Origin of the sequence: Sphingomonas sp. (assembly GCA_019635535.1) — a bacterium.
In the GTDB taxonomy this organism is placed as follows: domain Bacteria; phylum Pseudomonadota; class Alphaproteobacteria; order Sphingomonadales; family Sphingomonadaceae; genus Allosphingosinicella.
On sequence record JAHBZH010000001.1, the window covers coordinates 2,136,334 to 2,161,620 of the forward strand.

The 25,287-nt window shown below is 68.8% G+C and carries 25 protein-coding genes and 1 tRNA gene; 17 read left to right on the plus strand and 9 right to left on the minus strand.

Translation table 11 applies throughout. The features are described 5' to 3' along the window. Positions 1-184 precede the first annotated feature (184 nt). Positions 185-667, minus strand: coding sequence for an Lrp/AsnC family transcriptional regulator (locus tag KF780_10955; GenBank protein ID MBX3562317.1), 483 nt, complete (start codon positions 665-667; stop codon positions 185-187). 117 nt (positions 668-784) lie between these two features. Here KF780_10955 and KF780_10960 point away from each other — a divergent pair, with 117 nt between their 5' ends. Continuing rightward, complete coding sequence (locus KF780_10960) at positions 785-2,113, plus strand: S41 family peptidase (GenBank protein MBX3562318.1); 1,329 nt, start codon at positions 785-787, stop codon at positions 2,111-2,113. Between the two features lie 3 nt (positions 2,114-2,116). Here the strand turns inward: KF780_10960 and gorA are convergent, their stop codons facing one another. Together gorA and pgi are read right to left on the minus strand one after the other, a co-directional pair. Then, positions 2,117-3,466, minus strand: a complete 1,350-nt coding sequence (gene gorA, locus KF780_10965; protein ID MBX3562319.1) for a glutathione-disulfide reductase — start codon at positions 3,464-3,466, stop codon at positions 2,117-2,119. Continuing rightward, positions 3,463-4,971 (minus strand): glucose-6-phosphate isomerase, encoded by a 1,509-nt coding sequence (pgi, locus tag KF780_10970; GenBank protein MBX3562320.1) that lies wholly within the window; start codon positions 4,969-4,971, stop codon positions 3,463-3,465. Before pgi ends, gorA begins: the two co-directional genes overlap by 4 nt. A 141-nt stretch (positions 4,972-5,112) precedes the next feature. Between pgi and KF780_10975 the strand changes: the two genes are divergently transcribed. From KF780_10975 to KF780_11000, 6 genes are all read left to right on the plus strand, one after another. Further along, on the plus strand, positions 5,113-5,526 hold the full coding sequence (locus KF780_10975) for a MarR family transcriptional regulator (protein MBX3562321.1): 414 nt from the start codon (positions 5,113-5,115) through the stop codon (positions 5,524-5,526). Beyond that, positions 5,523-6,719 (plus strand): MFS transporter, encoded by a 1,197-nt coding sequence (locus tag KF780_10980; protein ID MBX3562322.1) that lies wholly within the window; start codon positions 5,523-5,525, stop codon positions 6,717-6,719. The genes KF780_10975 and KF780_10980 overlap by 4 nt, the downstream gene beginning before the upstream one ends. Before the next feature lie 160 nt (positions 6,720-6,879). Then, the gene (gene lepB / locus KF780_10985) at positions 6,880-7,728 is read left to right on the plus strand and encodes a signal peptidase I (protein MBX3562323.1); all 849 of its coding nucleotides are present in this window, start codon (positions 6,880-6,882) and stop codon (positions 7,726-7,728) included. Further along, positions 7,725-8,390, plus strand: coding sequence for a ribonuclease III (gene rnc, locus KF780_10990; protein ID MBX3562324.1), 666 nt, complete (start codon positions 7,725-7,727; stop codon positions 8,388-8,390). The genes lepB and rnc overlap by 4 nt, the downstream gene beginning before the upstream one ends. Further along, positions 8,387-9,280, plus strand: coding sequence for a GTPase Era (gene era, locus KF780_10995; protein ID MBX3562325.1), 894 nt, complete (start codon positions 8,387-8,389; stop codon positions 9,278-9,280). Before rnc ends, era begins: the two co-directional genes overlap by 4 nt. 51 nt (positions 9,281-9,331) lie before the next feature. Next, a complete protein-coding gene (locus KF780_11000; protein MBX3562326.1) occupies positions 9,332-9,625 on the plus strand; it encodes a GIY-YIG nuclease family protein in 294 nt (97 codons plus the stop codon). A gap of 53 nt (positions 9,626-9,678) precedes the next feature. Here KF780_11000 and KF780_11005 read toward each other — a convergent pair whose 3' ends face one another. From KF780_11005 to KF780_11015, 3 genes are read right to left on the minus strand one after another with little or no spacing between them, the layout of a single operon-like run. After that, positions 9,679-10,020: a GFA family protein gene (locus KF780_11005; protein MBX3562327.1), complete on the minus strand. Its 342-nt coding sequence runs from the start codon at positions 10,018-10,020 to the stop codon at positions 9,679-9,681. Further along, complete coding sequence (locus KF780_11010) at positions 10,017-10,718, minus strand: NAD-dependent deacylase (protein ID MBX3562328.1); 702 nt, start codon at positions 10,716-10,718, stop codon at positions 10,017-10,019. Before KF780_11010 ends, KF780_11005 begins: the two co-directional genes overlap by 4 nt. Before the next feature lie 41 nt (positions 10,719-10,759). After that, complete coding sequence (locus KF780_11015; GenBank protein MBX3562329.1) at positions 10,760-11,107, minus strand: hypothetical protein; 348 nt, start codon at positions 11,105-11,107, stop codon at positions 10,760-10,762. Between the two features lie 98 nt (positions 11,108-11,205). Here KF780_11015 and KF780_11020 point away from each other — a divergent pair, with 98 nt between their 5' ends. Next, the gene (locus KF780_11020) at positions 11,206-13,206 is read left to right on the plus strand and encodes a sulfatase-like hydrolase/transferase (GenBank protein MBX3562330.1); all 2,001 of its coding nucleotides are present in this window, start codon (positions 11,206-11,208) and stop codon (positions 13,204-13,206) included. Position 13,207: 1 nt separating this feature from the next. Here KF780_11020 and KF780_11025 read toward each other — a convergent pair whose 3' ends face one another. Next, positions 13,208-13,408, minus strand: a complete 201-nt coding sequence (locus tag KF780_11025) for a hypothetical protein (protein MBX3562331.1) — start codon at positions 13,406-13,408, stop codon at positions 13,208-13,210. A 123-nt stretch (positions 13,409-13,531) separates the two neighbouring features. Here KF780_11025 and dapB point away from each other — a divergent pair, with 123 nt between their 5' ends. The 5 genes from dapB (at position 13,532) to KF780_11050 (ending at position 17,447) form a co-directional block, all read left to right on the plus strand. Continuing rightward, the gene (gene dapB, locus KF780_11030) at positions 13,532-14,263 is read left to right on the plus strand and encodes a 4-hydroxy-tetrahydrodipicolinate reductase (protein ID MBX3562332.1); all 732 of its coding nucleotides are present in this window, start codon (positions 13,532-13,534) and stop codon (positions 14,261-14,263) included. Next, on the plus strand, positions 14,260-15,600 hold the full coding sequence (locus tag KF780_11035; GenBank protein ID MBX3562333.1) for an amino acid permease: 1,341 nt from the start codon (positions 14,260-14,262) through the stop codon (positions 15,598-15,600). Before dapB ends, KF780_11035 begins: the two co-directional genes overlap by 4 nt. Further along, positions 15,597-16,664: an aminotransferase class I/II-fold pyridoxal phosphate-dependent enzyme gene (locus KF780_11040; GenBank protein MBX3562334.1), complete on the plus strand. Its 1,068-nt coding sequence runs from the start codon at positions 15,597-15,599 to the stop codon at positions 16,662-16,664. Before KF780_11035 ends, KF780_11040 begins: the two co-directional genes overlap by 4 nt. After that, positions 16,661-17,317: an endonuclease III gene (gene nth / locus KF780_11045; protein ID MBX3562335.1), complete on the plus strand. Its 657-nt coding sequence runs from the start codon at positions 16,661-16,663 to the stop codon at positions 17,315-17,317. Before KF780_11040 ends, nth begins: the two co-directional genes overlap by 4 nt. A gap of 53 nt (positions 17,318-17,370) precedes the next feature. Next, positions 17,371-17,447: transfer RNA gene (locus tag KF780_11050), tRNA-Arg, on the plus strand. 4 nt (positions 17,448-17,451) lie between these two features. Here the strand turns inward: KF780_11050 and KF780_11055 are convergent. Next, entirely contained in the window at positions 17,452-18,672 is a 1,221-nt protein-coding gene (locus KF780_11055) for an FAD-binding oxidoreductase (GenBank protein ID MBX3562336.1), read from the minus strand. A gap of 50 nt (positions 18,673-18,722) precedes the next feature. Here KF780_11055 and KF780_11060 point away from each other — a divergent pair, with 50 nt between their 5' ends. Genes KF780_11060 through KF780_11075 form a run of 4 tightly spaced genes read left to right on the plus strand, consistent with a single transcriptional unit; the run spans position 18,723 to position 22,754 of the window. Continuing rightward, a complete protein-coding gene (locus tag KF780_11060) occupies positions 18,723-19,640 on the plus strand; it encodes a dihydrodipicolinate synthase family protein (protein ID MBX3562337.1) in 918 nt (305 codons plus the stop codon). 1 nt (position 19,641) lies between these two features. Further along, positions 19,642-20,640, plus strand: coding sequence for a 4-hydroxyproline epimerase (locus tag KF780_11065; protein MBX3562338.1), 999 nt, complete (start codon positions 19,642-19,644; stop codon positions 20,638-20,640). 4 nt (positions 20,641-20,644) lie between these two features. Beyond that, positions 20,645-21,292, plus strand: a complete 648-nt coding sequence (locus KF780_11070) for a GntR family transcriptional regulator (protein MBX3562339.1) — start codon at positions 20,645-20,647, stop codon at positions 21,290-21,292. A gap of 25 nt (positions 21,293-21,317) precedes the next feature. Beyond that, on the plus strand, positions 21,318-22,754 hold the full coding sequence (locus tag KF780_11075) for an amino acid permease (protein MBX3562340.1): 1,437 nt from the start codon (positions 21,318-21,320) through the stop codon (positions 22,752-22,754). Here KF780_11075 and KF780_11080 read toward each other — a convergent pair. Further along, positions 22,751-25,168, minus strand: coding sequence for a glycoside hydrolase family 127 protein (locus KF780_11080; protein MBX3562341.1), 2,418 nt, complete (start codon positions 25,166-25,168; stop codon positions 22,751-22,753). The genes KF780_11075 and KF780_11080 overlap by 4 nt on opposite strands. Positions 25,169-25,287: the final 119 nt, after the last annotated feature.

A 25,287-nucleotide genomic window follows, 5' to 3' on the forward strand; every position in this document is an offset into this window, starting at 1 on the left:
GGCACTGCCGATCGCCATAATCGATCTCCCAGCGCGCTTCGGGAACGGGATCGCCTTGCGCCGCCAGGGATGCCGAGGCCAGTGCCGCCCCCGCCAGCATGGTCCATGAAATTCGCAAGGGCCCCCTCCTTTTTCGGCCGATCCTAGTCAGCCTTCTCTCCCGACACCAGCGCGTGGCCCATGCTCATGCCGGCAGCGGCACCGCCAGGGTCGCCTTGACGCGTTTCTTGACGAAGATGCTTTCGAAGCGGCGAACGGCGGGATGTTCGGCGAGGGTGGCGTCGGCGAAGGCGTTGTAGTCGTCCATGTCGCGGGCGACGACGAGCAGCAGGATGTCGAACGCGCCCGCAATGTCGAGGCAGAGCTGGACATGCGGGCTGGCGACCAGGCGGCGGCGCAGCCGGTCCCCTTCCTGCGGCGCGTGCCGCTCGAGCTGGATGTGGACGACCGCCGACAAAGGATGGCCGGCGGCGGTCTCCGACACCAGGGCCACGTCCGCCGCCACCGCACCGGTCGCGCGCAGCCGCCGCAGCCGCCGCGCCACCGCCGAGGGTGAGCGGCCGACCTGCTCCGCCAGCCGGTCGGCGGTCTGCAGATTGTCCTGCTGGAGGCAGGCGAGCAGCTTCAGGTCCAGCGCATCGAGCCGTGCGGGCATCCGGCGTCCCATCCCCTTCCATTTGCCAGAATCTGGCAAGCCCGTGCCGGTCTTTGCCCGAAATCGCAGCCGATCCCAAGGGATAAGGCGTCCGGGGACATGGCCGCGCGCCATATCGGAGGAGAGATTATGCGCCGGGTGCTTTCGATCATGCTGACGGGTCTTGCGGCGAGTATCGCGCCGCCGGCGATCATGGCCGCGCAGGGCCAGCCACCCGCCGCACCCGCCGCGCAGGCCGATCCGCGCGCCGTCGTCGCCCAGGTGCGCCGGATCCTCGCCGAACGCTATGTCCTGCCCGAGCGACGCCCGGCGCTCGACGCGATCCTCGCGCGCGGCCTGGCAGCGGGGCGCTACGACGTGTCCGATCCGGCCACGCTCGCCGATCGCATCTCCTCCGACCTGGCCGAAGCTGGCAACGACAAGCATCTGGGATTCAGCTACAATCCGCAGCAGGCGGCGATGCTGAGCCGCCAGCCGGAGGGCGGCCCGCCCAACCCCGAAATCTTCCGCAGCATGGCCCGCGCGAACAATCACGGCGTGAGCGAGCTGCGCGTCTTGCCGGGCAATATCCGGTACATGAACTATACCAGCTTCATGTGGACGGGGCCGGACAGCGCGGCCGCGCTGGAGCGGGCGATGCGCTTCCTGGCCGACGGCGACGCCGTGATCATCGACCTGCGCTACAATGGCGGCGGCAGCCCGGCGGCGGTCCAGTATATCGTCAGCCATTTCCTGCCGCCGGACCGCCCGCTGGTCGAATTCCACATGGGCGGCCAGCCCGAGCCGGACCGGCTTTCGACGCTCGCCGAGCTCCCCGCCGGCCGGATGATCGGCAAGCCGCTCTACGTGCTGACCAGCCGCGGTTCGGCCTCGGCGGCGGAGGAATTCACCGGCCATGTCGCCGGCTTCCGCCTCGGCGAGACGGTCGGCGCGACCACCGCCGGCGCCGCCTTCCGCAACGAGCTGGTCCCGGTTGCCGGCGGCTATGTGCTCAGCGTCTCGGTCGGCCGCCCGGTGCTGGCCGCGACCGGCGGCGACTGGGAAGCGACCGGCATCGCGCCGACCGTCCCCGCCGACGTCGAGCGCGCGCTCGACGTGGCGCAGCTCCACGCGCTGCGGCGGCTGGCGGCGGAGGGACCGGAGCCGCAGCGCGCCCAGCGCGGCGCGCTGGCCGAGGCGGTCGCGGCCCGGCTGGAGCCGCGCGCGCCCGCCCGCCGGCTCGATGCCTATGCCGGCAGGTTCGGCATCCGCCGCGTCACGGCCGAGGACGGGCGCCTTTTCTATCAGGTCGAGGACCGCCCCCGCATCGCGCTGATCCCGCTCGGCGGCGACCGCTTCGCGCTGGAATCGAGCCCTGGGACACGGCTCGATTTCGAAGCATCGGACGGGATTGCCCGCGCCATCTCCCTTGGCCCCGCCGGCGGCCCACCGCAGGGACGTTACGAGCGCACGCCCTGAACGTCAGCGCATCAGCACCAGCTCCTCCGACATGGTCGGGTGGAGCGCGATCGTTTCGTCGAACTGGGCCTTGGTGAGGCCGGCCTTCACGGCGATCGCGGCGGCCTGGAGGATTTCGGGAGCGTCGGGGCCGATCATGTGGAGGCCGACCACCTTGTCGGTGCCTTCGTCGACGATCAGCTTGTAGAGCGAGCGTTCGTTGCGGCCGGCCAGCACGTTCTTCATCGGCCGGAAATCCGACGTGAAGGTCCGCACCGAGCCCAATTTGTTGCGCGCCTCCCCCTCCGTCATGCCGACGCCGGCGATCGGCGGGTGGCTGAAGACGGCGGCCGGGATGTTCGCATAATCGACGCGGGTCGGCTTGTCGCCGAACACGGTGTCGGCGAAGGCCTGTCCCTCGCGGATCGCGACCGGAGTGAGCTGCACCCGGTCGGTCACGTCGCCGATCGCGTAGATGCTCGGCACCGAGGACTGATTGTCCTCGTCCACCAGCACCGCGCCGTTCTTGCCGAGCTCGACGCCCGCCGCCTCCAGCCCCAGCCCCGCCGTGTTCGGCGCGCGGCCGACCGCCCAGAGCAGCAGGTCCGCCTCGATCGGGTCCTGCCCCGAAAGATGGATGCGCAGCGTGCCGTCCTTCTTCCTGACGATCTTCTCGAACGGCGCGTTGAACTTGAAATCGATGCCCTTGGTCAGCGAAATCTGGAGCAGTCGGTCGCGAATCTGCTCGTCATAGTGGCGCAGGATGCGGTCGCCGCGATTGACGATCGTGACGTGGCAGGAGAATTCGTGGAAGATGCCGGCGAACTCGTTGGCGATATAGCCGCCGCCGGCGATCACCACGCGCTTCGGCATCTTCTCCAGATGGAACACCTCGTTCGAGGTGATGCCGTGCTCCGCGCCGGGCACGTCGGGGATCACCGGATGGGCGCCGGCGGCGATCAGGATCGTGCCCGCGCTGAGCTTCGTGCCGTCGGCCAGGGTCACTTCGTTGGGGCCGGTGACGGTCGCGCGCTGCGGGACGATCTCGACCTCGTGCCGGTCGAGGATGTCGTGATAGATGCCCTCCAGCCGCTCGACCTCGCCCAGCACATTGTCGCGCAGCGTCGGCCAGTCGAACGTGCACTTGCCAAGCTTCCAGCCGAACCGGGCGGCATCCTGCAGATCCTCGGCGAAATGGGCGCCGTAGACGAGCAGCTTCTTGGGCACGCAGCCGCGAATCACGCAGGTGCCGCCGACGCGGAACTCCTCCGCCACCGCGACGCGCGCTCCATGCGAGGCCGCGACCCGCGAGGCGCGCACGCCGCCGGAACCGGCACCGATAACGAAGAGATCGTAATCGTAGGTCCTGGTCATTCTGGCTGGTCTCCGAAAGCCCGCGCGATCAGTGCCTCGGTCGAGGGATCGAAGGCGGGCGGCTCGTCCTCGTCCATCGCCCTGGCCATTTCCTTGCCCAGCTCGACGCCGAACTGGTCGAACGGATTGATGCCGAGCAGGACGGCATTGGCGAAGGTGCGATGCTCGTAAAAGGCGATCAGCGCGCCCAATGTGGCGGGATCGAGCCGGTCGAGCAGGATCGTCGTCGAGGGACGGTCGCCCGGATAGGCGCGATGGGGATCGTCCGCCGCACGCCCGGCCATCAAGGCGGCGCCCTGCGCGAAGGCGTTGGCGAGGAGCTGGCGGTGATGCGCCATGTCGAGATGGTGGCCCGGCTCGATCGACGCGACGAACTCCACCGGCACGAGATGCGTGCCCTGATGGAGAAGCTGGAACATGGCATGTTGCGCGTCGGTGCCGACGCCGCCCCAGACGATCGCGGCGGTGGCGCGGCCCACAGGCGCGCCGTCCAGCCTGACCGACTTGCCGTTGGATTCCATCTCGAGCTGCTGGAGATAGGCGGGAAGCAGGCGGAGGCGCTCGTCATAGGCGAAGGCCGCGCGGGTCCCGGCGCCGGCGATGTTGGCGTAATAGCGATCGACGAAGGCGGCGAGCAAAGGCGCGTTGCGCTCCGGCGGGGCCAGACGGAAATGGCGGTCCATCGCCGCTGCGCCCTCCAGCAGGCTCTCGAACGCGTCCCAGCCCAATGCCAGCGCCGCCGGAAAGCCGATCGAGGACCAGAGCGACCAGCGCCCGCCGACCGTTTCGGAAAAGGGCAGGATGCGCGTTTCGTCGATGCCGAATTCGATCGCCTTGTCGGGGCTGGCGGTGAGCGCGATCGTGCGGCCGAGCGGATCGATCACGCCATGCTCGTCCATCCAGGCGAGGGCGGATTCCGCATTGAGCATCGTCTCGGCCGTCGTGAAGGTCTTGGAGGCGATGACGAGCAGGGTGGCGTGCGGATCGAAATCCGCGATGGCCTGTTCCAGCGCCGCGCCGTCCACGTTGGAGACGATGGCGACGTCATAGCGCCCGGCCTTCCGGCCCAGCGCATCGACCAGCAGCTCCGGCCCCAGCGCCGAGCCGCCGATACCGATATGGAGGATGTGGCGCACCGGCCCGAACGCCTCGCCCTCGATCGCGTCGATCAGCGTGCGCATCCGGGCGTGAAGGCGCCGCGCCATCGCGACGCTGTCCGGCGCGCCCTCCCCCCGCTCCGCCGGATGTTCGGCGGCGCGGCCTTCGGTGGGGTTGGCGAGATCGCCCGCGAACAGCGCGTCGCGTCGGGCGGCGAAACCCGACGCTTCAGCCAGCGCGACGAAGGCGTCGAGATGATCGCGGTCGAGATGCGTCTTGGAGAAATCGAAAAAGACACCGCTTTCCGCGATCGCGAGACGCGCCAGCCGGTCGGGCTCGGCGGCGAACAGGTCGGCGAGCCGGCGCCGGGGCAGTTCCGCGAGCGCGGTCCATTGCGTGTCGGTCATCGGGCCTATCTAGGGGGCCGCGCCCGGATTGCCTAGCAAGCCCTCATCGCGTGGCGCGCTCGAGTCCGTCGGCCCGGCGAGGGCCGGGATGACGTGGGGACGGCAATTGACCCACGAATAAATACGTGCATATGCACGTAAATGCTCGAAACCCACTGCGCATGCTCGAAGCTGCGCCGGTCTGCGCGGATCGTGACGTCGCTCTACGACGCGGCCCTCGCGCCGTCCGGCCTGTCCGTCGCGCAATTCGCGCTGCTGCGCAGCCTCGCCCGCACCGGCCCCTGCTCGCTGACCGCGTTCGGGGAAGCGACCTGCTATGATCGTTCGACGCTCAATCGCACGCTGCGGCCGCTCGAAGAGGCGGGCTATATCGCGTCCGCCGCCGGCCCGGATCGCCGCGCGCGGCTGATCGATATCACCGACAAGGCGCGATCGGTCATCGCCGCCGCCGAGCCGCACTGGCGGGACGCCGAAGCACGGATCGACGAAGCGCTGGGCGAAGAGCGCGTCGCCCTGTTCGCGATTCTCGACCGGGTCGAGGAATTGCGCGCGTGACCATGAAAAAACCCTGGATCGTCATCGCCTGCGCGGCCTTCATCGTCACGCTGGCGATGGGCGTGCGGCAGGCGTTCGGGCTGTTCATGCCGCAGATGAGCGTCTCGCTCGGCATCGGACGGGAGAGTTTCGGGCTCGCCATCGCCATCTCCAACCTCGTCTTCGGCCTCGCCCAGCCCTTCATCGGCGCATTGGGCGACCGTTACGGCGCGGGACGCGTCGTGCTGGGCGGCACGATCATCTACATTATCGGCCTGATCGGCGCGGCCTGGGTGGGGAGCGCGCTGGGGCTGCACCTGACGCTCGGCTTCCTGGTCGGAATCGGGCTGGCCGCGACCACCTTTGTGATCGTGCTCGGCGCGGTCGGCCGGGTGGTGCCGCCGGAGCGGCGCGGCCTCGCCTTCGGCATCGTCACGGCGGGCGGCTCGCTCGGCCAGTTCCTCGTCGTCCCCGCCGCGCAGATGCTGCTCTCCGATCTCGGCTACCGGCTCGCCCTCATCGTGCTCGCAGGAATGGTCGCGGTCTGCGCGGTGCTGGCGATCGGCGTGGCGGGCAAGCCGGCGAACGGCACGGAGGAAGGGCCGCGCCAGTCGCTGCGCGAGGCGCTGGGCGAAGCCGCCGCCTATCCGCGCTACTGGCTGCTCAATCTCGGCTTCTTCGTCTGCGGCTTTCACGTCGCCTTCATCGCCACCCATTTCCCGGCCTATCTCGACGACAAGGGATTGGGCCTCGCCGTCGGCGCGACGGCCCTGGCTTTGGTCGGCCTGTTCAACATCTTCGGTTCCTACCTGTTCGGCCTGTCCGGCGATTACTGGCGCAAGAATTATGTGCTGAGCGCGCTTTATGCCGCGCGCGGCGTGGTGATCGTCATCTTCCTGCTGCTGCCTCTCACCCCGGCCACCGCACTCGCCTTCGCCGGGGCGATGGGCTTCCTGTGGCTTGGCACCGTGCCGCTGACCAGCGGGCTGGTCGGCACGATGTTCGGCACGCGCTATCTTTCGACGCTCTACGGCATCGTGTTCCTCAGCCATCAGGTCGGCAGCTTCTTCGGCGCCTGGCTCGCCGGCTATTATTTCGACCGCAGCGGCACATACGACTGGGCCTGGGGCGCCTCGATCGCGCTCGCCGTCTTCGCCGCGCTCATTCACCTGCCGGTGCGCGACGCGCCGGCGCGCCGGGTGCAGCCGGCATGAAGCGCGCATTGCCCTGGATAGCCCCGCTCGCGCTGGCCCCGGTCGCGATCGCCGGGCTCGCCATGTGGCAGAGCCAGGCCACCCCGATCTGGCTGGCAGGTTTCATCGCCGCCTGCTTCTGACGCTTGACCGCCCGCCGCCCCCAAGCGAAAGCGGCGCGATGAACGTCCCCGTTCCCCGCCCGGCCGAAGCCGACGCCGCGCCGCCCGCGAAAAAGGCGGAAAGCTGGTGGGACACTTTGCGCTTCTTCCTGCTACTCTTCCTCGCCGCAATCGTCCTGCGCAGCTTCGTCGTCGCGCCGTTCAGCATCCCGTCGGGGTCGATGCTGCCCAGCCTGGTGATCGGCGATCACCTCTTCGTCTCCAAATGGTCCTACGGCTATTCGCGCTACGCCATGCCGTTCGGCCTTGGCGGGTTCGAGGGACGGTTCCTCGGCCGGCTGCCGGCGCGCGGCGACATTGTCGTCTTCCGCTATCCAGGGCCGGAGGAAGAGGATTATGTGAAACGGGTGATCGGCCTGCCCGGCGACACGATCGAGGTGCGGCGCGGGGTGGTCATTCTGAATGGCGCGCCGCTGCCGCGCCAGCGCATCGCCGATTTCGCGATGCCGATCACCCCCAACAGCCCGTGCCGCGCCGTGACCCGTGAAGGCGCGCGGCGGATCGACGCAGACGACGGCGCATCGGTCTGCGCCTATGCCCGCTTCCGCGAGACGCTGCCGGGCGGACGCAGCTATGACGTGCTGGACCAGACCGAATCCGGCCCCGGCGACAATATCGCGCCAGTCGTCGTGCCGGAGGGCCACCTCTTCGTGATGGGCGACAATCGCGACGACAGCCTCGACAGCCGTTTCTCCGTCGAGGATGGCGGCGTCGGCCTGCTGCCGCTCGACAATCTGCTCGGCCGCACGCTGATCGCCTTCTGGTCGACGGACGGATCGGCCGAGTGGGTCAAGCCCTGGACCTGGTTCAGCGCCGCCCGCTGGGACCGGATGGGAGAGACCTGGTGACGCAGGGTCTTGCCGAGTGGATCGCTCAGGCCACCGGCCACCGCCCGAACGATCTTGCGCTGTTCGAACGCGCGTTGACCCATGGCAGCCATGGCGGCCCGGATTACGAGCGGCTGGAGTTTCTCGGCGACCGGGTGCTCGGCCTCGTCGTCGCGCGCTGGCTCTACGAAAGCTATCCGGACGAGCCGGAGGGCAAGCTGTCGCACCGGCTCAACGCGCTCGTCACCCGCGAGGTCTGCGCCGAGATCGCACGGGAGATCGGCGTCGCCTCCCGCCTGCGCCTCGGCAAGCAGGCGATCGACGACGGCGTGTTCAAGAGCGACAATGTGCTCGGCGACATCGTCGAGGCGCTGATCGGCGCGCTCTATCTCGACGCCGGGCTGGAGGCCGCGCAGAGCTTCGTGCGCGCCGCCTGGCAGGACAGGGTCACCCGCCTCGCCGCGCCGCCCAAGCATCCCAAGGCCGCGCTGCAGGAATGGACCGCCGCCCACAAGCGACGCCCGCCCGAATATCGGGTCGTCGACACCAGCGGGCCGGACCATGCCCGGCGCTTCACCGTCTCGGTCAGCGTGAACGGCGTGGGCGAGGCCACGGGCACGGGCCTCTCCAAGCAGGAAGCCGAGACCGAGGCCGCCAAGGCGCTGCTGGGAGAGCTGAAATGACCACCCGCTGCGGCTTCGTCGCCGTCGTCGGCGCGCCCAATGCGGGCAAGTCCACCTTGGTCAACGCTTTGGTCGGCCAGAAGGTCGCGATCGTGACGCCCAAGGCGCAGACGACGCGCGTGCGCCTGATGGGCATCGCGATTCTGGGCGAGGCGCAGGTCATGCTGCTCGACACGCCCGGCATCTTCGAGCCCAAGCGCAGGCTCGACCGGGCGATGGTCGCCGCCGCCTGGGGCAGCGCGCAGGACGCCGACCTGATCGCCCTCGTCGTCGATGCCGGCGCCGGACTGAAGCGCGGCGTCACCGAATTGCTCGATGTGCTGAAGGACCGGCGCGAGCCCAAGATCCTGATCCTCAACAAGGTCGATCTGGTGAAGAAGGAGGAGCTGCTCACCCTCGTCACCCAGTTCGACGGGCGCGGATCGTTCGAAGAGATTTTCATGATCTCCGCCGCGACCGGCGACGGCGTGGCAGACCTGAAGACGACGCTGGCGGCGCGCATGCCGGAAGGGCCGTGGCATTTCCCGGAGGACCAGGTGTCCGACGCCACCGACCGGATGATGGCGGCCGAGATCACCCGCGAGCAGCTCTATCTCCAGCTCCACAACGAGCTGCCTTATGCGAGCGCGATCGAGACCGAGAAATATGAGGAGCGCAAGGACGGCTCCGTCGTCATCCACCAGCAGATCCTGGTCGGCCGCGACAGCCAGAAGGCGATCGTGCTGGGCAAGGGCGGCGCCCGCATCAAGGCGATCGGCGCCGCCGCCCGCCAGGAGCTCGCCACCGCGTTCGGCCGCAAGGTCCACCTCTTCCTCCATGTGAAGGTGAACCCGAGATGGGAAGAGGATCGCGGGCTGTATCAGGAGATCGGGCTGGATTGGGTGGAGTGATGACTACATTTCTCCCGTCATTCCCGCGAACGCGGGAATCCAGCTAAGCTTATGAAAGGCGGCTGGGTTTATTTCCTCGCCAACCGCTATCGCGGCACGATCTATACGGGCGTCACTGCGATCCTCCCCCGACGCATAGGGCAGCACCGCGCCGGCAAGGGCTCGCAATTCGCCGCGCAATACGGCGTCACCCGGCTTGTTTACGCCGAGGAATATCCCACGATCGAAGAAGCCATCGCGCGGGAAAAGGCTTTGAAGAAATGGCGGCGCGAATGGAAGATCGAACTGATTGAGGAGGGAAATCCGAACTGGGACGATCTCTACGATCATCTCATCGGCCTCTAGGAAAAGCTGGATTCCCGCGTTCGCGGGAATGACGATTTAGATAAGCTCAGCGCCTACCAGCTCGCGCCGTCGATGAGCCGTCGCGGCAGCTTCTCCCACACGTCAGGATCGAACATCCGGAGATTGACGCCCATCCGCTCATAGGTGGGATCGCGAGGGGACCAGTGTGTGGTGCAGCCGCAAGTGCCGCAATGCCAGGTGGTGAGGGCCTCGTCGCCCTGGACATAGCCGACGAGGCGCGTTTCGGAATCGCGGACGTCCACCTCGTCCGGCCGGTAATAGCCCCAGAGCCCGCCGGTGCGGCGGCAGATCGAGCAATTGCAGCTGCCGAGATCCTCCGGCGGCTTCGGCACGGTCAGGCGGATCGCTCCGCAATGGCAGCTCCCCTCGATCATTTCAGCATCTCCTCCACCCATTCCGGCACCAGCACGCCCGCCGGGCCCGTCCGGCTCTCATGGAAATGAGAGCTGCCCAGGCTCGGCTCCAGGTTCATCTCCAGCGTTTGCGCACCCACGTAACGCGCGGTCTGGACATAGCCGGCGGCGGGATAGACGTTGCCGGACGTGCCGATCGAGACGAACAGGTCGGCGTCCATCAGCGCCCGGTCGATCCGCTCCATCTCATAGGGCATCTCGCCGAACCAGACGATGTCGGGCCGCATATGGCCCGCCGCGCCGCAGCCGGGACAGGCCGGATGGTCGCCCAGCCCCTCCTCCCAGCGCGCGCGGCCGTTACAGGCCAGGCACCAGGCGGAGCGCAATTCGCCATGCATGTGCAGCACCCGCTTCGCCCCGCCCCGTTCGTGCAGATCGTCGACATTCTGGGTGACGATCAGCAAGTCGCCGGGCCATTCCGCGTCCAGCCGCGCCAGCGCCCGGTGCGCCGCATTGGGCTCGACACTCTTCAGGTTCGCCCGCCGCGCATCGTAGAAACGCTGCACCAGCACGGGATCGCGCGCGAACGCCTCGGGCGTCGCCACATCCTCCACCCGATGCCCCTCCCACAGCCCGTCCGGCCCGCGAAAGGTCGCGAGGCCGCTTTCGGCGGAAATGCCGGCGCCGGTGAGGATGACGATGTTGCTTATGTCGGCCATGCAGCGGCCTTAGCGGGAAATCCGGCCGTCTGAGAAGGTCGTCAGGCGGCGCGGCGGACCGTTACCGCCTCCGCGGGGAACATCGGCGCTTCCAGGAACCAGTCGCGGGCCAGCCCGGCCAGTTCGCGCTCGGCGGCGCGGAATTCGGCTTCGGTGCGGGCGAGCAGCGACTGGCGCAGGCGGAAGACGGCGATCGAGATCGCCTCCAGCCGGCCGAGCGCCGCCCGATCGCCTTCCCGCGCGAAATGGAGCTGGGCGCGGCCGATCGCGCCGTCCGTGCCCGCCGGGAGATGCCGCGCATCCGAATCGAGGAAGCGTGTCAGCGTGCAATGCACCGCTGCATAGTGGCTGGCGCGCCAGGCTTGATCCAGGGCGGCGGACGGCGTCATGCCCTCGCTTTGCCGCGAAATCGTTAAAAGGCTGTTAGCCATGCATGCCGGCGCCGGCCGCAAACCCTCTTTTAAGGCCCGCGCGCTAGTCTCGCCGGATGCGTTTCGACACCATCTTCCCTCGCGCGTCAGCCGCGGCGCGCTCCGCATGGACGCGCGCCGCGCGACTCACGCTGCCGGCGACGATCCTCGTCACGCTGATCGTCGAGCTGGCGCTGGCCGAGCGCAAATACGGCCTGTTCGGCGGCGGCTTCGGCCAGTCCCGCGCGCTCGACGCGCCGCTGGAGACCGGCGCCTTCCTCGCCGCCCTGCTCGCCTGCCAGATCCTGCTCTTCGTTCTGCTCTACCGTCTCGTGAGGCGGCTGCACGGGCGGCAGGGCGACAGCCCGCTCTTCCACTTCAACTTCGCCTTCTGGATCGGCGGCGGCGCGATCGGGCTGACGGTCGCGAAATTTCAGGCGCTCGCTTATTTCAGCGACGCGATGAGCCTGCAGATCGTCCGCAATCTGGGCGGCGGCAGCCTCGTCGACGCGCTGCTCTACACGCTGAGCGAAGCGGGCCTGATCGCCATCGCCGCTTTGGGCGCGGCCTGCCTCTATGCGCTGGGCTGGTGGGCGCTGCGCCGGCGCTGGCGGGGCGCGCCGCCGTTGCCGGACCATTACCGCTTTGGCTGGCGGGGCGGGATCGCCGCCTTCCTCGCCGTCGCGTTGTTGCTCTTCGCCGCCAATCGGGTGGACGACGCCCGCTCGGCGCTCAGCCGGTTCAACGCCGTCCAGCTCTTCGGCGCGATCCTGCACGAGGCCACCGATTTCGATCGGGACGGCTGGAGCCTCTATTCCCACCCGATCGACCGCCAGCCCTTCGACTCCGCGCGCCATCCCTATGCGCTCGATATCCCGAACAACGGCATCGACGAGGACGGGCTGGGCGGCGATTTCACCTTCTCCGGCGGACTGCCAGCCGAGCGCGCGCCGGTCATCGCGGGGCGCAAGCGCAACGTGATCCTGATCGTGCTGGAAAGCACCCGCGCGGACGCGCTCGGCAAGCGGATCGACGGCATTGCGGTCGCACCCAATCTCGAAGCGCTGGCCCGCACGGGCAGTGCCGCGCCGGCCGCCTACAGCCATGTCGGCTTCACCACCCAGTCGCTGCACAGCCTGTTCACCGGCGAGCTGGCACCGGCGGACGGGCGCCATTCGCTGGTGAACGCCTTCCTCGCCAACGGCTATCGGGTCGGCGTGCTGTCCGGTCAGGCCGAGGATTTCGGCGGCACGGCCGAGCGGGTCGGCATGCGGCGCGGCGACCTGTTCGTCGATGCGACCACGCACCGCGAAGAGCGCGCCTCGGTCTTCGCCGCGCAAGGCTCGCTCACCATCGACGGGCGCGTGCTGCTGCGCGAATTCGATGTCCGGCTCGGCGAGCGGCGTGCATGGGACCGGCCCTGGTTCCTCTATGTGAATCTCCAGTCCGCGCACTTCCCCTATGCCTGGCCGGGCATGGACCGCATCCTGCCCGGGGAGCCCCTGCCCCGCCGCGAGATCGACGCCGCCAATCGCGACCGGCTGGAGCGGACCTACTGGAACGCGGTGGCCTATAACGACCGGCTGATCGGCGAGCTGATCGAACGGCTGCGCGGCCTCGGCGTGCTGGAGGACACACTCATCGTCGTCACCGCCGATCATGGCGAATCGCTGTTCGACGACGGCTTCCTGGGCCACGGCCACACGCTCAACGACGAACAGACGCGCATCCCCTTCGTCCTCAGCGATCCCGGCATCCGCTTCGCCGGCCCGATCGGGCTAGCCGACATGCGCGCGATCCTGCTGCGCGCGGCCGGCGCGGTGGTGGCCGCCCCAGCGAATGACGGCGTGTTCCAGTATCTCGGCACGCTCGACCGGCCAGGCGCGATCGGCCTGGTCGAGCCGGACGGACGGCGCGTCGTCTACGACCTGTATCGCGAGGCGGTGCAGGGATCGGACGGCCGCTGGACGCCCTATGCCGAGCTGCCGCCGCAAAGCGCGTTACGGGCGAGCGCCGATGACGTGATCGACCGCTGGGCGCGCGAGCGCTGGCTCGCGCATCTACGGGCGAATCGCTAGCTCAGTTGGACGGGGCCGGAGCGGCGGGCGTTTCGATCTTCACGTCGGCGTTGATGTCGGTCTTGCCATCGCCCATCAGATTGCTGCCGAACATAAAAAACAGCCCGACGATCACCGCCAGCAACAGCAGCACCACGACGATCAGGCCACCGCTGCCGCCGCCATCGCTGGTGACGATCACTTCCTTCTCACGCTCGGCCATAAAGCCTCCCTGAACTGCGACTCGCGTCCCAACGCGGTCCACGCGTGGACGTTCCGCGCAAGCGGTCTTGCGGCGCGCGCGCGGCAAGCCCATGAAAGCCGCCGACTCGTCGGTGGGAGCAACATGACGCGCATCGGAATCATCGGCGCCGGCGGGCGCATGGGCATCGCTATTGCCTCCGCCATCGACGCGCATCGGGACGCCAGCCTCGCCGGCGGCGCCGGCCGGGGCGACGACGCGGCGGCGCTGGCGCGCGAGAGCGACGCGCTGATCGATTTTTCGACCACCGACGCGCTGTCCGCCAATCTCGATGCGGCGGTGGCGGCAAACGCCCCGATCGTGATCGGCACGACGGGGTTGGGGCCGGTCCACCAAGCCTTGATCGCGCGCGCGGCCAAGCAGGTTCCGGTGCTGCATTCAGCCAATATGTCGCAGGGCATCGCGCTCCTCTCCCATCTCGTGCGCGAGGCGGCGGCGCGGCTGGGCGAGGATTGGGACATCGAGATCGTCGAGATGCACCACCGCCACAAGATCGACGCGCCTTCCGGCACCGCGCTGTTGCTGGGCGAGGCCGCCGCCGCCGGGCGCGGCGTCGATCTCGGCGCGGTGGCCGAGCGGGGCCGCGACGGCATGGCGGGGCCGCGCACGCCTGGCGATATCGGCTTCGCCTCGCTGCGCGGCGGTTCGGTCCCGGGCGATCATCAAGTCATCTTCGCCACCGAACGCGAGCGGATCGAGATCGGGCATCGCGCCGAGAGCCGGGCCATCTTCGCGCGCGGCGCGGTCAAGGCCGCGTTCTGGCTGAAGGACCAGCCGCCCGGCCTTTACACGATGGCGGACGTGCTCGGCCTGTGAACGGCGCGACGGACGAAGGATCGCCCCGCCTGGTCCGCCGGCTCGGCCGGTTCGACGCCACGATGCTCGTCATGGGGGGCATCATCGGCGCCGGCATCTTCGTCAATCCGGCCGAGGTCGCCCGCCATGTCACCTCGCCCGGACTGATCGTCGGCGCCTGGCTGATCGGCGGCATGGTCGCGATCGCCGGCGCCTTCGTCTATGCCGAACTGGCCGCGCGGCGGCCGCAGGTGGGCGGCCAATATGCCTATTTGCGCGACGCCTGGGGGCCGATGCCGGCCTTCCTCTATGGCTGGTCGCTGCTGCTGGTGATCCAATCCGGCGGCATGGCGGCGGTGGCGATCACCTTCGCGCGCTACTTCCTCGACGTCGCCCCGCTGCCGATGAGCGAAAGCGCCGTGGCGGTCGTGACGCTCGCGCTGCTGACCGCGATCAACTGCCTGGGCGTGCGCGTCGGCGGCACGCTGCAGAGCGTGCTGATGGTCATCAAGATCCTCGCGCTCATGGCCCTGGTCCTGTGCGGCATCGCGTTGGCCCCGGTCTTCGCCGGCGCGCCGCCGCCCGCGCCCGCCGCGCCGCTGCCGACGCTCGGCACGATGGCCGCGCTCGCCGCCGCGCTGACGCCGGTCATGTTCGCTTATGGCGGCTGGCAGACCTCCGGCTTCGTTGCGGGCGAAATGCGCGATCCGGCGCGCGACCTGCCCCGCGCCCTGCTGTTCGGCGTGATCGGGGTGGTGACGCTCTACGCGCTGGTCGCCTTCACCTTCGTCCATGTGCTGGGTCCGCAGGGCCTGGCCGAAAGCGCCACGCCCGCGACCAGTGTGATGCGCGGCGCGCTGGGCGACACCGGCGCCACCCTGATCGCGCTCGGCATCGCCATCTCGGCGTTGGGCTTCCTCAGCCAGGGCATGCTGACCACGCCGCGCGTCTATTTCGCGATGGCGCAGGACAAGCTCTTCTTCCCGGCCGTCGCCACGGTGAGCCCGCGCACGCACGCCCCGATCGTCGCCATCCTCCTCCAGGGCGCGACGGCGATCGTCATCGCGCTGACCGGCACGTTCGGCCAGATATTGAGCTATGTCGTGTCGGTGGACTTCATCTGGTTCGCGCTGACCGGCGCGGCCCTGTTCGTCTATCGCCGCCGCGATCCCGAAACGCCGTCCTTCCAGGTGCCCGGCCATCCCTGGACCACGCTCTTCTTCATCCTCGCCTGCGCGATCACGGTGACGGGCACGATCTGGAACCATCCGGCGAACAGCGCGGTCGGCTTCCTGATCCTGCTCGCCGGGGTGCCGGCCTGCTTGTTCTGGTTGCGGCGGCAGGGGCGCGGCGCATGAAGGCGATGGCGTCCGACTACATGTACTGGGCGAAGAACCGTCCGCCGGTGCGCTACAATCTCGGCTCCAGCGAAGTGCCGCATGTGCGGATGGACCGTTTCGGCATCGACATCGCCGCTCTCGAGCTGGACGGCGCCAGCCGCTACCGCGATCCGCCGCTGCGCGCGGCCATCGCCCGCACATGCGGCGTCACGCCGGACATGGTGGTGATGGCGGACGGCACCTCGATGGCCAACATGCTGGCGCTGTCGACCCTGTTGTCGCCCGGCGACGAGGTTGCGGCGGAAAGCCCGGTCTACGAGCCGATGATCGCCGCCGCCCGCCATGTCGGCGCCGTCATCCGCCCGTTCCAGCGGCGGGCGCCGGATTTCGCCATCGACCTCGACGCGCTCGCCACCGCGATCACCTCGCGCACCCGCCTCATCCTCCTCACCAATCTCCACAATCCCACCGGAAACCTCGTCGGCGAGGAGGTTCTGCGCGCAATCGGCGAGATGGCGGCGCGGGTGGGCGCTTATGTGCTGGTGGACGAGGTCTATCGCGATGCCGGCCTGCCGCGCCCGCGCAGCGCCGCCTTGCTCGGCGAGCGCTTCATCGCCACGGGTAGCCTCACCAAATGCTACGGGCTCAGCGGCCTGCGCTGCGGCTGGATTCTCGCCGCGCCGGAGCTGGCCGAACGGATCTGGCGGGTGAACGAGCTGTTCGGCGTGGCCCAGGCCCATGCCACCGAATGCCTGTCCCGCATCGCGCTGGAGCAGCTGGACGAGGTGTCGGCCGGCGTGAACGAATTGCTGGCGCGCAACCGCCACCTGGTGAGCGATTTCCTCGCCACGCGGGACGACCTGGAATGCGCACCGGTCACGCAGGGCATCACCTGCTTCCCGCGCCTCGTGCGCGGCGATGTCGATGCGCTGAACGACCGGCTGCGGACCCGGGACGCGGCGATCGTGCCGGGCCGCTTCTTCGGCGCGCCCGACCATTTCCGCCTGGGCTTCGGCCAGCCGACCGGGATCGTTCAGGGCGGGCTGGAGCGGCTCGCCGCCGCGCTGGACAAACTGAAGTGAAGAAGGCCGACATCGCCTTATTCTACCGCCGGCTGGACGAGCGGACGCCCGATCCGGTGACCGAGCTCGAATATGTGAACGATTACACCCTGCTCGTCGCCGTCGTGCTCTCCGCCCAGGCGACGGACGCGGGCGTGAACCGCGCCACCCGCGATCTCTTCGCCGCCGTCACCACGCCCGAACAGATGGTCGCGCTCGGCGAGGAGGGGCTGAAGCGCCACATCCGCACGATCGGCCTGTTCAACACCAAGGCGAAGAACGTCATCGCTTTGTCCCGCACGCTGATCGCGGAGCATGGCGGCCGGGTGCCGGTCGATCGCGATGCGCTGCAGGCCTTGCCCGGCGTCGGGCGCAAGACCGCCAATGTCGTGCTCAACGTCGCCCATGGCGCCGAGACCTTCCCGGTCGACACCCATGTCTTCCGCGTCGCCAACCGCACCGGCCTCGCGCCCGGCAAGAATGTGAACGCGGTGGAAAAGAAGCTGGAGAAGGAGACGCCGGCGCCCTGGCGCAACATCGCGCACCATCTTCTGATCCTGCACGGCCGTTATGTCTGCAAGGCGCGCCGGCCCGAATGTTGGCGCTGCGTGGTGGCCGATCTGTGCCGTTACAAGCCCAAGACCCCGCCCCCGGCCGAAAAACACGCCGCCTGAACTTAGCTCTGGCCCCCTCGCCACCCCTTTGCTAAGCGCCCCTTCCGGCTCAGGCACCCGTAGCTCAGCTGGATAGAGCGCTGCCCTCCGAAGGCAGAGGCCAGAGGTTCGAATCCTCTCGGGTGCGCCACCTTTCAGGCGAAGCGATCGAGATCGAAGGACGCGAGATCGAGCGCCGGCGCGCCCCCGCCGATCAGCGCGCCAGCCAGCTCGCCGGTGATCGCGGCGAGCGTGACGCCCAGATGATTGTGGCCGAAGGCGTAGAACAGGTTCGGCGCGCGGCGGCTGCGGCCGATGGCGGGGAGATAGTCCGGCAGGGTCGGGCGCGATCCCATCCATTCGGCAACTGGCTCGGAGAATGGCAAGCCCAGCGCCGCGACATGCGATCTGAGCCGCGCCCATTTGCGCGGGTCGGGCGGCGATGCGGCGCGGGCGAATTCGACGAAACTGGTCGCGCGCAGGCCGGAGCGGAAGCCGGTGACGAACATCGACCGGTCCGCGAACAGGATCGAGGGCATGTCGGCCGGCCAGTCCGGCGCGGTCGCCTGGATGTGATAGCCGCGCTCGGCGATGATCGGCACGCGATGGCCTGCGGGACGAAGCACTTCGCCGGAGGCCGGGCCGGCGGCGACGAGGATCGCGTCGGCATCGAGCCGCTCGCCGGTCTCCAGCCGGACGACATTGCCGTCGAGCAGCGCCCTGCCCCGCATCCTGACGCCGCCCAAGGCCACGAACCGGTCGCGCAGCGCCGCCGCCAGCATCGGCAGGTCCACGATCTGCGCCGTGCCCTCGAACCGCACCGCGCCGGCGGGCGGTCGTGCCAGCGATCCGAGCAAGGCCTGCTCCTCCGCATCGGCATCGCGCCAGCGCGTCGGACCATGATCGGCGGCGGCGAGCGCAGCGCGTCCCGCGGCCGCCGTCGCTGCGGATTCCCAGACGACGAAATGCCCCTTCTCGCGCAACAGCTCCGGCGCGCCGATCTCCGCCGCCAACCGCCGCCAGGCCGGCAGCGCGCCGCCGGCCAATGCCGCCAGCGCGGCCTTCCCCGCCGTGAAACGCCATGGCTGGCTGGCCGCCACCAGCCGGAGCCCGAAGGGCAGCCAGGCGCCGATGTCGCGCAGCGGCAGGCCCGCCGGGCCGCCGCGCGCGAACAGCATGTTGGGCAGGTTGCGCAGGGTCGCCCGCGAGGCGAGCGGCTCGACCTCGTTCACCGCGATATGCCCGGCATTGCCGATCGAGGCGCCGCGCCAGTCCGGATCGGGATCGATCAGCCGTGTCGCGATGCCGCGCGCCTGCAGGTTCAGCGCACAGGCCGAACCGATCACCCCGCCGCCGATCACGATCGCTGTTGTCATTGAAAATCGTATACGATATAAGATTTTTACATTCAACGGAGGACAGAGATTTGGCCGCCCGCAAGATATGGACCGGCGTCTATCCGGCCGCGACCACCCAGTTCACCGCAGACGACAAGGTGGACATCCCCGCCACCCAGCGCGTGCTGACCGCATTGGTCGACGACGGCGTGGACGGCCTGATCGTGCTCGGCACCTGCGGCGAGAACAATTCGCTGCGGCCCGAGGAAAAAAGCGACGTCCTGAAGGCGGCGGTCGAGGCCGTGGGCGGCCGGGTGCCGCTGGTGACGGGCGTGTCGGAGCTCTGCACCGCCCGCGCCATTGATTATGCCCGCGAGGCCGAGGCGATCGGCATGGACGCGCTGATGGTGCTCCCCGCCATGGTCTATGTGCCGACCGAGGCCGAACTCGCCGCCCATTTCCGCGCGGTGGCCGGGGCGACGACGCTGCCGGTCATGCTCTACAACAATCCCCCCGCTTATCGCATCTCGATCGGGCTCGACGCGCTGGCGCGGCTGGCGGACGTGCCGAACATCGTCGCGATCAAGGAAAGCGCGCCGGATTCGCGCCGCTTCACCGACATCATCAACCGCTTCGGCGACCGCTTCGCGGTGATGGCCGGGCTGGACGACGTGGCGCTGGAAGGGCTGATGCTCGGCGCGTCGGGCTGGGTCTCCGGCCTCACCAGCGCCTTCCCGCGCGAATCGGTCGCTTTGGTCGAAGCGGCGGAGCGCGGCGACTGGACCGAAGCGCGGCGCATCTACCGCTGGTTCATGCCCCTGCTCCATCTCGACGCGGATCACGACCTCGTCCAGTCGATCAAGCTCGCCGAGCAGATCATGGGCCGGGGCTCGGAGCGCGTGCGGATGCCACGCCAGCCGCTCGCCGGCGCGCGCCGCGCCGAGGTGATCGCGATGGTCGAGGAGGCCGCGCGCACCCGCCCGGTCGGCGATCGCCTCGCGGCCTAGCGTGCGTCACACATTCTTCTGCATCGATGGCCACACGGCGGGCAATCCGGTCCGCCTCGTCGCGGGCGGCGCGCCGTTGCTCAACGGCGTCACGATGGCCGAGCGGCGGCAGGACTTCATCGCCCGCTGCGACTGGATCCGCACCGGCCTGATGTTCGAACCGCGCGGGCACGACATGATGTCGGGCGGCTTCCTCTATCCGCCGGCGAGCGCGGATGCCGATGCCGGCATCCTGTTCATGGAGACCAGCGGCTGCCTGCCGATGTGCGGCCATGGCACGATCGGCATCGTCACCTTCGCGCTGGAGCATGGCCTGATCGTGCCGCGCACGCCCGGGCATCTGACGCTCGAGGTCCCGGCGGGGAGGATCGAGATCGATTACACGCAGGACGGCGCCAGGGTGACGTCGGTGAAGATCCGCAACGTCCCCGCCTATGTCGCGGCGCGCGGCATCGCCGTCGATCTGCCCGGCTTCGGTTCGCTCAATGTCGATATCGCCTATGGCGGCAATTTCTACGCGATCGTCGAACCGCAGGGCGCCTATACCGGCCTCGACGATCTCGGCGCGGCGCGGATCGTCGAGCTGAGCCGGGCATTACGCGCATTGCTGCGCGAAGCCCATGAGCCCGTCCATCCGCTCGATCCGACTATAAGGGGCGTCAGCCATGTCCTGTGGGCGGACCGGCCGAAGGGCGACGGCGCGGACGGCCGCAACGCCGTCTTCTACGGCGAGCGCGCCATCGACCGCAGCCCCTGCGGCACCGGCACGTCGGCCCGCCTGGCCCATCTCGCCGCGCAGGGCCGGCTGAAGGTCGGCGACAGCTTCGTCCACGAATCCTATATCGGCAGCCGCTTCATCGGCCGGGTCGAGGCCGAAACGGAGGTCGGCGGCATCCCGGCCATCGCCCCCTCGATCGAAGGTTCGGCGATCGCGACCGGGCTGAACACGATCTGGATCGATACCGACGATCCCTTCCACGCCGGCTTCACGGTGGTCTGAACCCATGGCCGCGCTTACTTTCCGCAGCCTGCCCGACCAGCTCGCCGAACGGCTGCGCGAGCGCATCCTCGCCGGGACGATCGAACCCGGCGCGCCGGTGCGGCAGGACAATCTCGCCGCCGAACTGGGGGTGAGCAAGATTCCCTTGCGCGAAGCGATGGCGCGGCTCGAGCAGGAGGGGCTGCTGCGGTCCGAAGCCAATCGCGGCTATTTCGTGCGCGAATTGAGCGCCGCCGAGGCGCGCGAAGTCTATGCGCTGCGCCTGAAGCTGGAGCCGCCCGCCGCCGCCCAAGCCGCCCTGGAAGCGAACGAAAGCGACCACATGGCTGCCAGAGCGGCTCTCGACACGCTCGATCATGCCATCGCAGCCCATGGCGAAGGCACCGGCGCACTCAACCGCGCCTTCCATCTCGCTTTGGTCCGCCCGGCCCGACAGCTCGTCACGCTGGAGATCATCGAGCGGCTGCACATCTTGTCCGAACGCTATGTGCGCAAGCATCTGGAGCCGCAGGGCCGCGACACGCGCGCGAACCGCGAGCATCGCGACCTGCTCGCCGCCTGGCTGGCGCGCGACGGCGATGCGGTGACGGCCCTGCTCCACACCCATATCGCGCAGACCCATGAGGATCTGACGCGGCAGCTCGATACATAGACGAATATAAGGGGAGGAAAGCGGGATGGAGCGATCGTTCTGGGGACCGGTAAAGCCGATCGTGACGGGCGGCGGCATCGACGAGCAGCACCGGCTCCGCAAGACCTTGAGCTGGCCGCATCTCGTCGCGCTCGGCGTCGGCGCGATCGTCGGCACCGGCATCTATGCGCTGACCGGCGTCGGCGCCGAACGGGCCGGCCCCGCCGTCATCCTCGCCTTCGCCATCGCCGGCGCGGTCTGCGCCTGCGCGGCGCTCGCTTATGCCGAGCTGGCGACGCTCATCCCCACCTCCGGCAGCGCCTATACCTACACCTATTCGGTCGTCGGCGAGACGATCGCATGGATCGTCGGCTGGAGCCTCATCCTCGAATATTCGGTGGCGTGCAGCGCGGTGGCGGTGAGCTGGGCGGCCTATCTGGTCGGCTGGCTGCACTCGGCGGGCATCGCCCTGCCCGCCGCCCTGCTCGCCGGGCCGCATGCCGGCGGGATCATCAACCTGCCCGCGGTCATGGTCGCCCTCGCCATCGCCGGACTGCTCATCGCCGGCACCCGCGAGAGCGCGACCGTCAATTTCGTCCTCGTCATCATCAAGCTGTCCGCGCTCGCCGCTTTCGTGCTGATCGCGCTGCCCGCCTTCAATGCGGACAATATGACGCCCTTCATGCCTTATGGCTTCGGCAGCACCGTCACCGCCGAGGGCGCGACCCGGGGCGTGATGGCCGCCGCCGCGATCGTCTTCTTCGCCTTTTATGGTTTCGATGCGATCGCCACGGCGGCAGAGGAGACGAAAAATCCCGGACGCGACCTCAAGATCGGCATCATCGGATCGATGGCGCTGTGCGTCACCATCTACATGCTGGTCGCGATCTCGGCGGTCGGTGCGGTCAATTACAGCGCCATGGCGAGCTCGGCCGAGCCGCTCGCCTTCGTGCTGCGCGCGCTCGATCAGCCGATGGCCGCATGGGCGATCGGCCTCGCCGCCTTGATCGCGTTGCCTTCCGTCATCCTGGTGATGATGTACGGGCAGAGCCGCATCTTCTTCGTGATGGCGCGCGACGGGCTGCTGCCGCGCAAGCTCAGCCAGGTCTCGCCGCGCACCGGCACGCCGATCATCATCACCGCCGTCACCGGCATCTTCGTCGCCGCAGTCGCCGGCTTCTTCCCGCTCGCCGAGATCGCCGAGCTCGCCAATGCCGGCACGCTCACCGCCTTCATCGCGGTGGCGGCCTGCATGATGATCCTGCGCCGCACCCGGCCGGACCTGCCGCGCGTCTTCAAATGCCCGGCGCCGTTCCTCGTGGGCACGCTGGCGATCCTGGGCTGCCTCTATCTGCTGTCCAGCCTGCCGGTGCTGACCTTGCAGCGTTTCCTGATCTGGAACCTGATCGGGATAGGCGTCTATTTCGCCTATAGCCGCTGGCACAGCCAGGCGCGGCAGGAGCATCCGGTGACGGGGATCTAGGCCGCTCCCGACCCGGTCTCGGCGGCGAGTATCCGTACGCCGAAGACCGGGCCGCAGCGGTCCCGGTCCGTGGTCGGACGGAAGCGGATCGTCACGCGCTCCTTGCCATGGGTCAGGGCCTCGGGGATCGGATAATCGACCTCGAAGAATTCGCCGGGCCGTTCGGCATCGAGCGTCTGGGTGGCGATCCGCTCCCCATCGACCATGATGTCGAAGCGCTTGGCCCGCTCCTCGCCCCAATAGGTCGCCTGTAGCACCAGCGGGCCGGGGCGTATTCGGGCGGCGAATTCGAAATAGCCATGGTTGCGCGCATCGCGCCCGTGGCGGCCGCGATAGGTGACCGGATAGGAGTTGTCGGCGGCCAGCCCTGCGTCACGCTCCGGCTGCATCTCGCCGAGATGGATGACATCGACCGATCGCGCGGCAATGGCGCGGCGGCGGGCCTCGGCGGCAGCGAGCGCTGCCTGCTCGCGCTCCCAGCCGGCCGCGTCGAAGGCGCGGAAATAGACGGCAGTGCGCCGGTCGCGCCGCGAGAAGAAGGGCGCGAAGGCGAGATCGCCGGGGCGGCCGATACCGTCGGTGCGGAACCGGCCCTGCGCCGCGTCGACGGGCGTGAAGCCGGAGAGGATGTTCGCCGAAACCAGCGCCGGCGCCGGTCCGTCGAACGGCCGGTCGATCGGCCCCAGATCGGCGGCGAGCACGACCGGGCCGTGCAGCAATGCGACCGTCGCCGGATCGTCCACCGTGGCCTCGCTGCGCAGGCGCATCGGCAGATCGAGCGTGACGACATCGCCGCGCCGCCAGCGCCGGCGCAGCATGAAATAGCCATCCTGCGCGGCCACCTCCTGCGCCGTGCCGTTCACCGCCACGCGCGCGCCGTCGCACCAGCCCGGCACGCGCAGCGCCAGCGCGAAGATGCCCGTCCGCGCCAGGCTGTCCAAAGTCAGCGTCACGCGCTCGCCGAAAGGATAGGCGGTTTCCATCCGCACCCGCGCGCCGCGCCGCGCCCAGTTTCCGATCGAGGGGATGTAGAGATTGGCGATCAGCATGTCGCCGTCGCCGCGCTCGCCCTCCCCTTCCCACCAGATCGATTCGCCATGTTTCGAATGGCTTTCGATGCCGCTGCCGACACAGCACCAGAAGCTGTCGAACGGCCGCGAGAAATTGCGGTGCGTGCCGGACATGAGCGGGACCATATAGGCGAACATGCCGGTCGCCGGGTCCTGGTGCGCCATGATGTGATTGAGGTGGGCGCGCTCGTAATAGTCGAACAGCCGCGCTTCGGGCCGCCAGCCATAGAGATGGCGGGTGAGCTTGAGCATGTTGTAGCTGTTGCAGCTCTCGCAGGTCTGCTCGGTGATGTGGCGCGAGACGGTGCGCGGCGCGGGGAAATATTCGCGATCGGCATTGCCGCCGATCACGTAGGTATAGTCGCGCACGACCGTTTCCCAGAAGAAGCGCGCGGCCGCCCCGTCACCGGCATTGCCGGTCAGCTCGTGCAGGCGGGCAAGGCCGATCAGCTTGGGAATCTGGGTGTTGGCATGGATCCAGGGCAGCACGTCCCGCCCCTCGCTCAGCGGATCGAGGATGCGGCGGTGGCGCAGCCGCTCGGCGAGGCGCAGCCAGCGCGGATCGCCGGTCCGAGCGTGCAATTCGGCGAAGCTCTCGTTGATGCCGCCATGTTCGCAATCGAGCACCTGTTGGACCTGATCGTCGTCGAGCGCCGCGAAAACCCGGTCGATATAGGCGGCAAGGCCGAGCGCGACGGCGCGCGCCTGGCGATTGCCGCACCAGGTCTCCGCATCGAACAGGCCGGCGAAGGTCTTGTGCCAGTTGTAGAAGGGCACCCAGCAGCCGTTGAGATCGAAGCCCAATGAGCGGATGTCGCCGCGCATCAGCTCCGGGAACAGCGCCTTGCCGTCCTCGACCGCGCCGTCCGGACGGCGCCGGGTGAAGCCGGCCACATAACCGTCGCCATGCGCCGCCTGACATTCGGCCAGCTCGCCGACGATATAATCGACCCGGCGGCGGCATTCCGCGTCGCCCGTCTGGGCGTGCATCAGCGACAAGGCGGTGAGATAGTGGCCGAGCGTGTGGCCGGCGATCGTATCGCCCTCCCAGCCGCCATAACGCTCGCCCTTCGGCGCCAGCCCGGCACCGACGCGGAAATTGTGCAGCAGCCGATCCGGCTCGAGACGATGAAGATAGGCGCGGTTGGCCTCGATCGCATCGAGATAGATGGAAGGGAGAAGCCGCACGGCATCGAGCGGCAAAGCCGTGGCGCGGTCCGCCGGACCTGTACGGCCCTGCGGGAGACCGGCGGCAGGTTGCGCGGCCGCGAAAGCCGCATAGGGTATTGCGGTGAATGCCGCGGCGCCGCCCAGCAGGCGGCGGCGGTTGATCCGGAAAGCCATGCCGGCCTCGTTGACGAAGGACATCAATAGTATACGATATACGGTAATCGGCCTCGGTCAACAACTCACGGGAGACGTGTAAATGCCCCTTTCGCCCCGCCTGTGCCTTACCGCCGCTG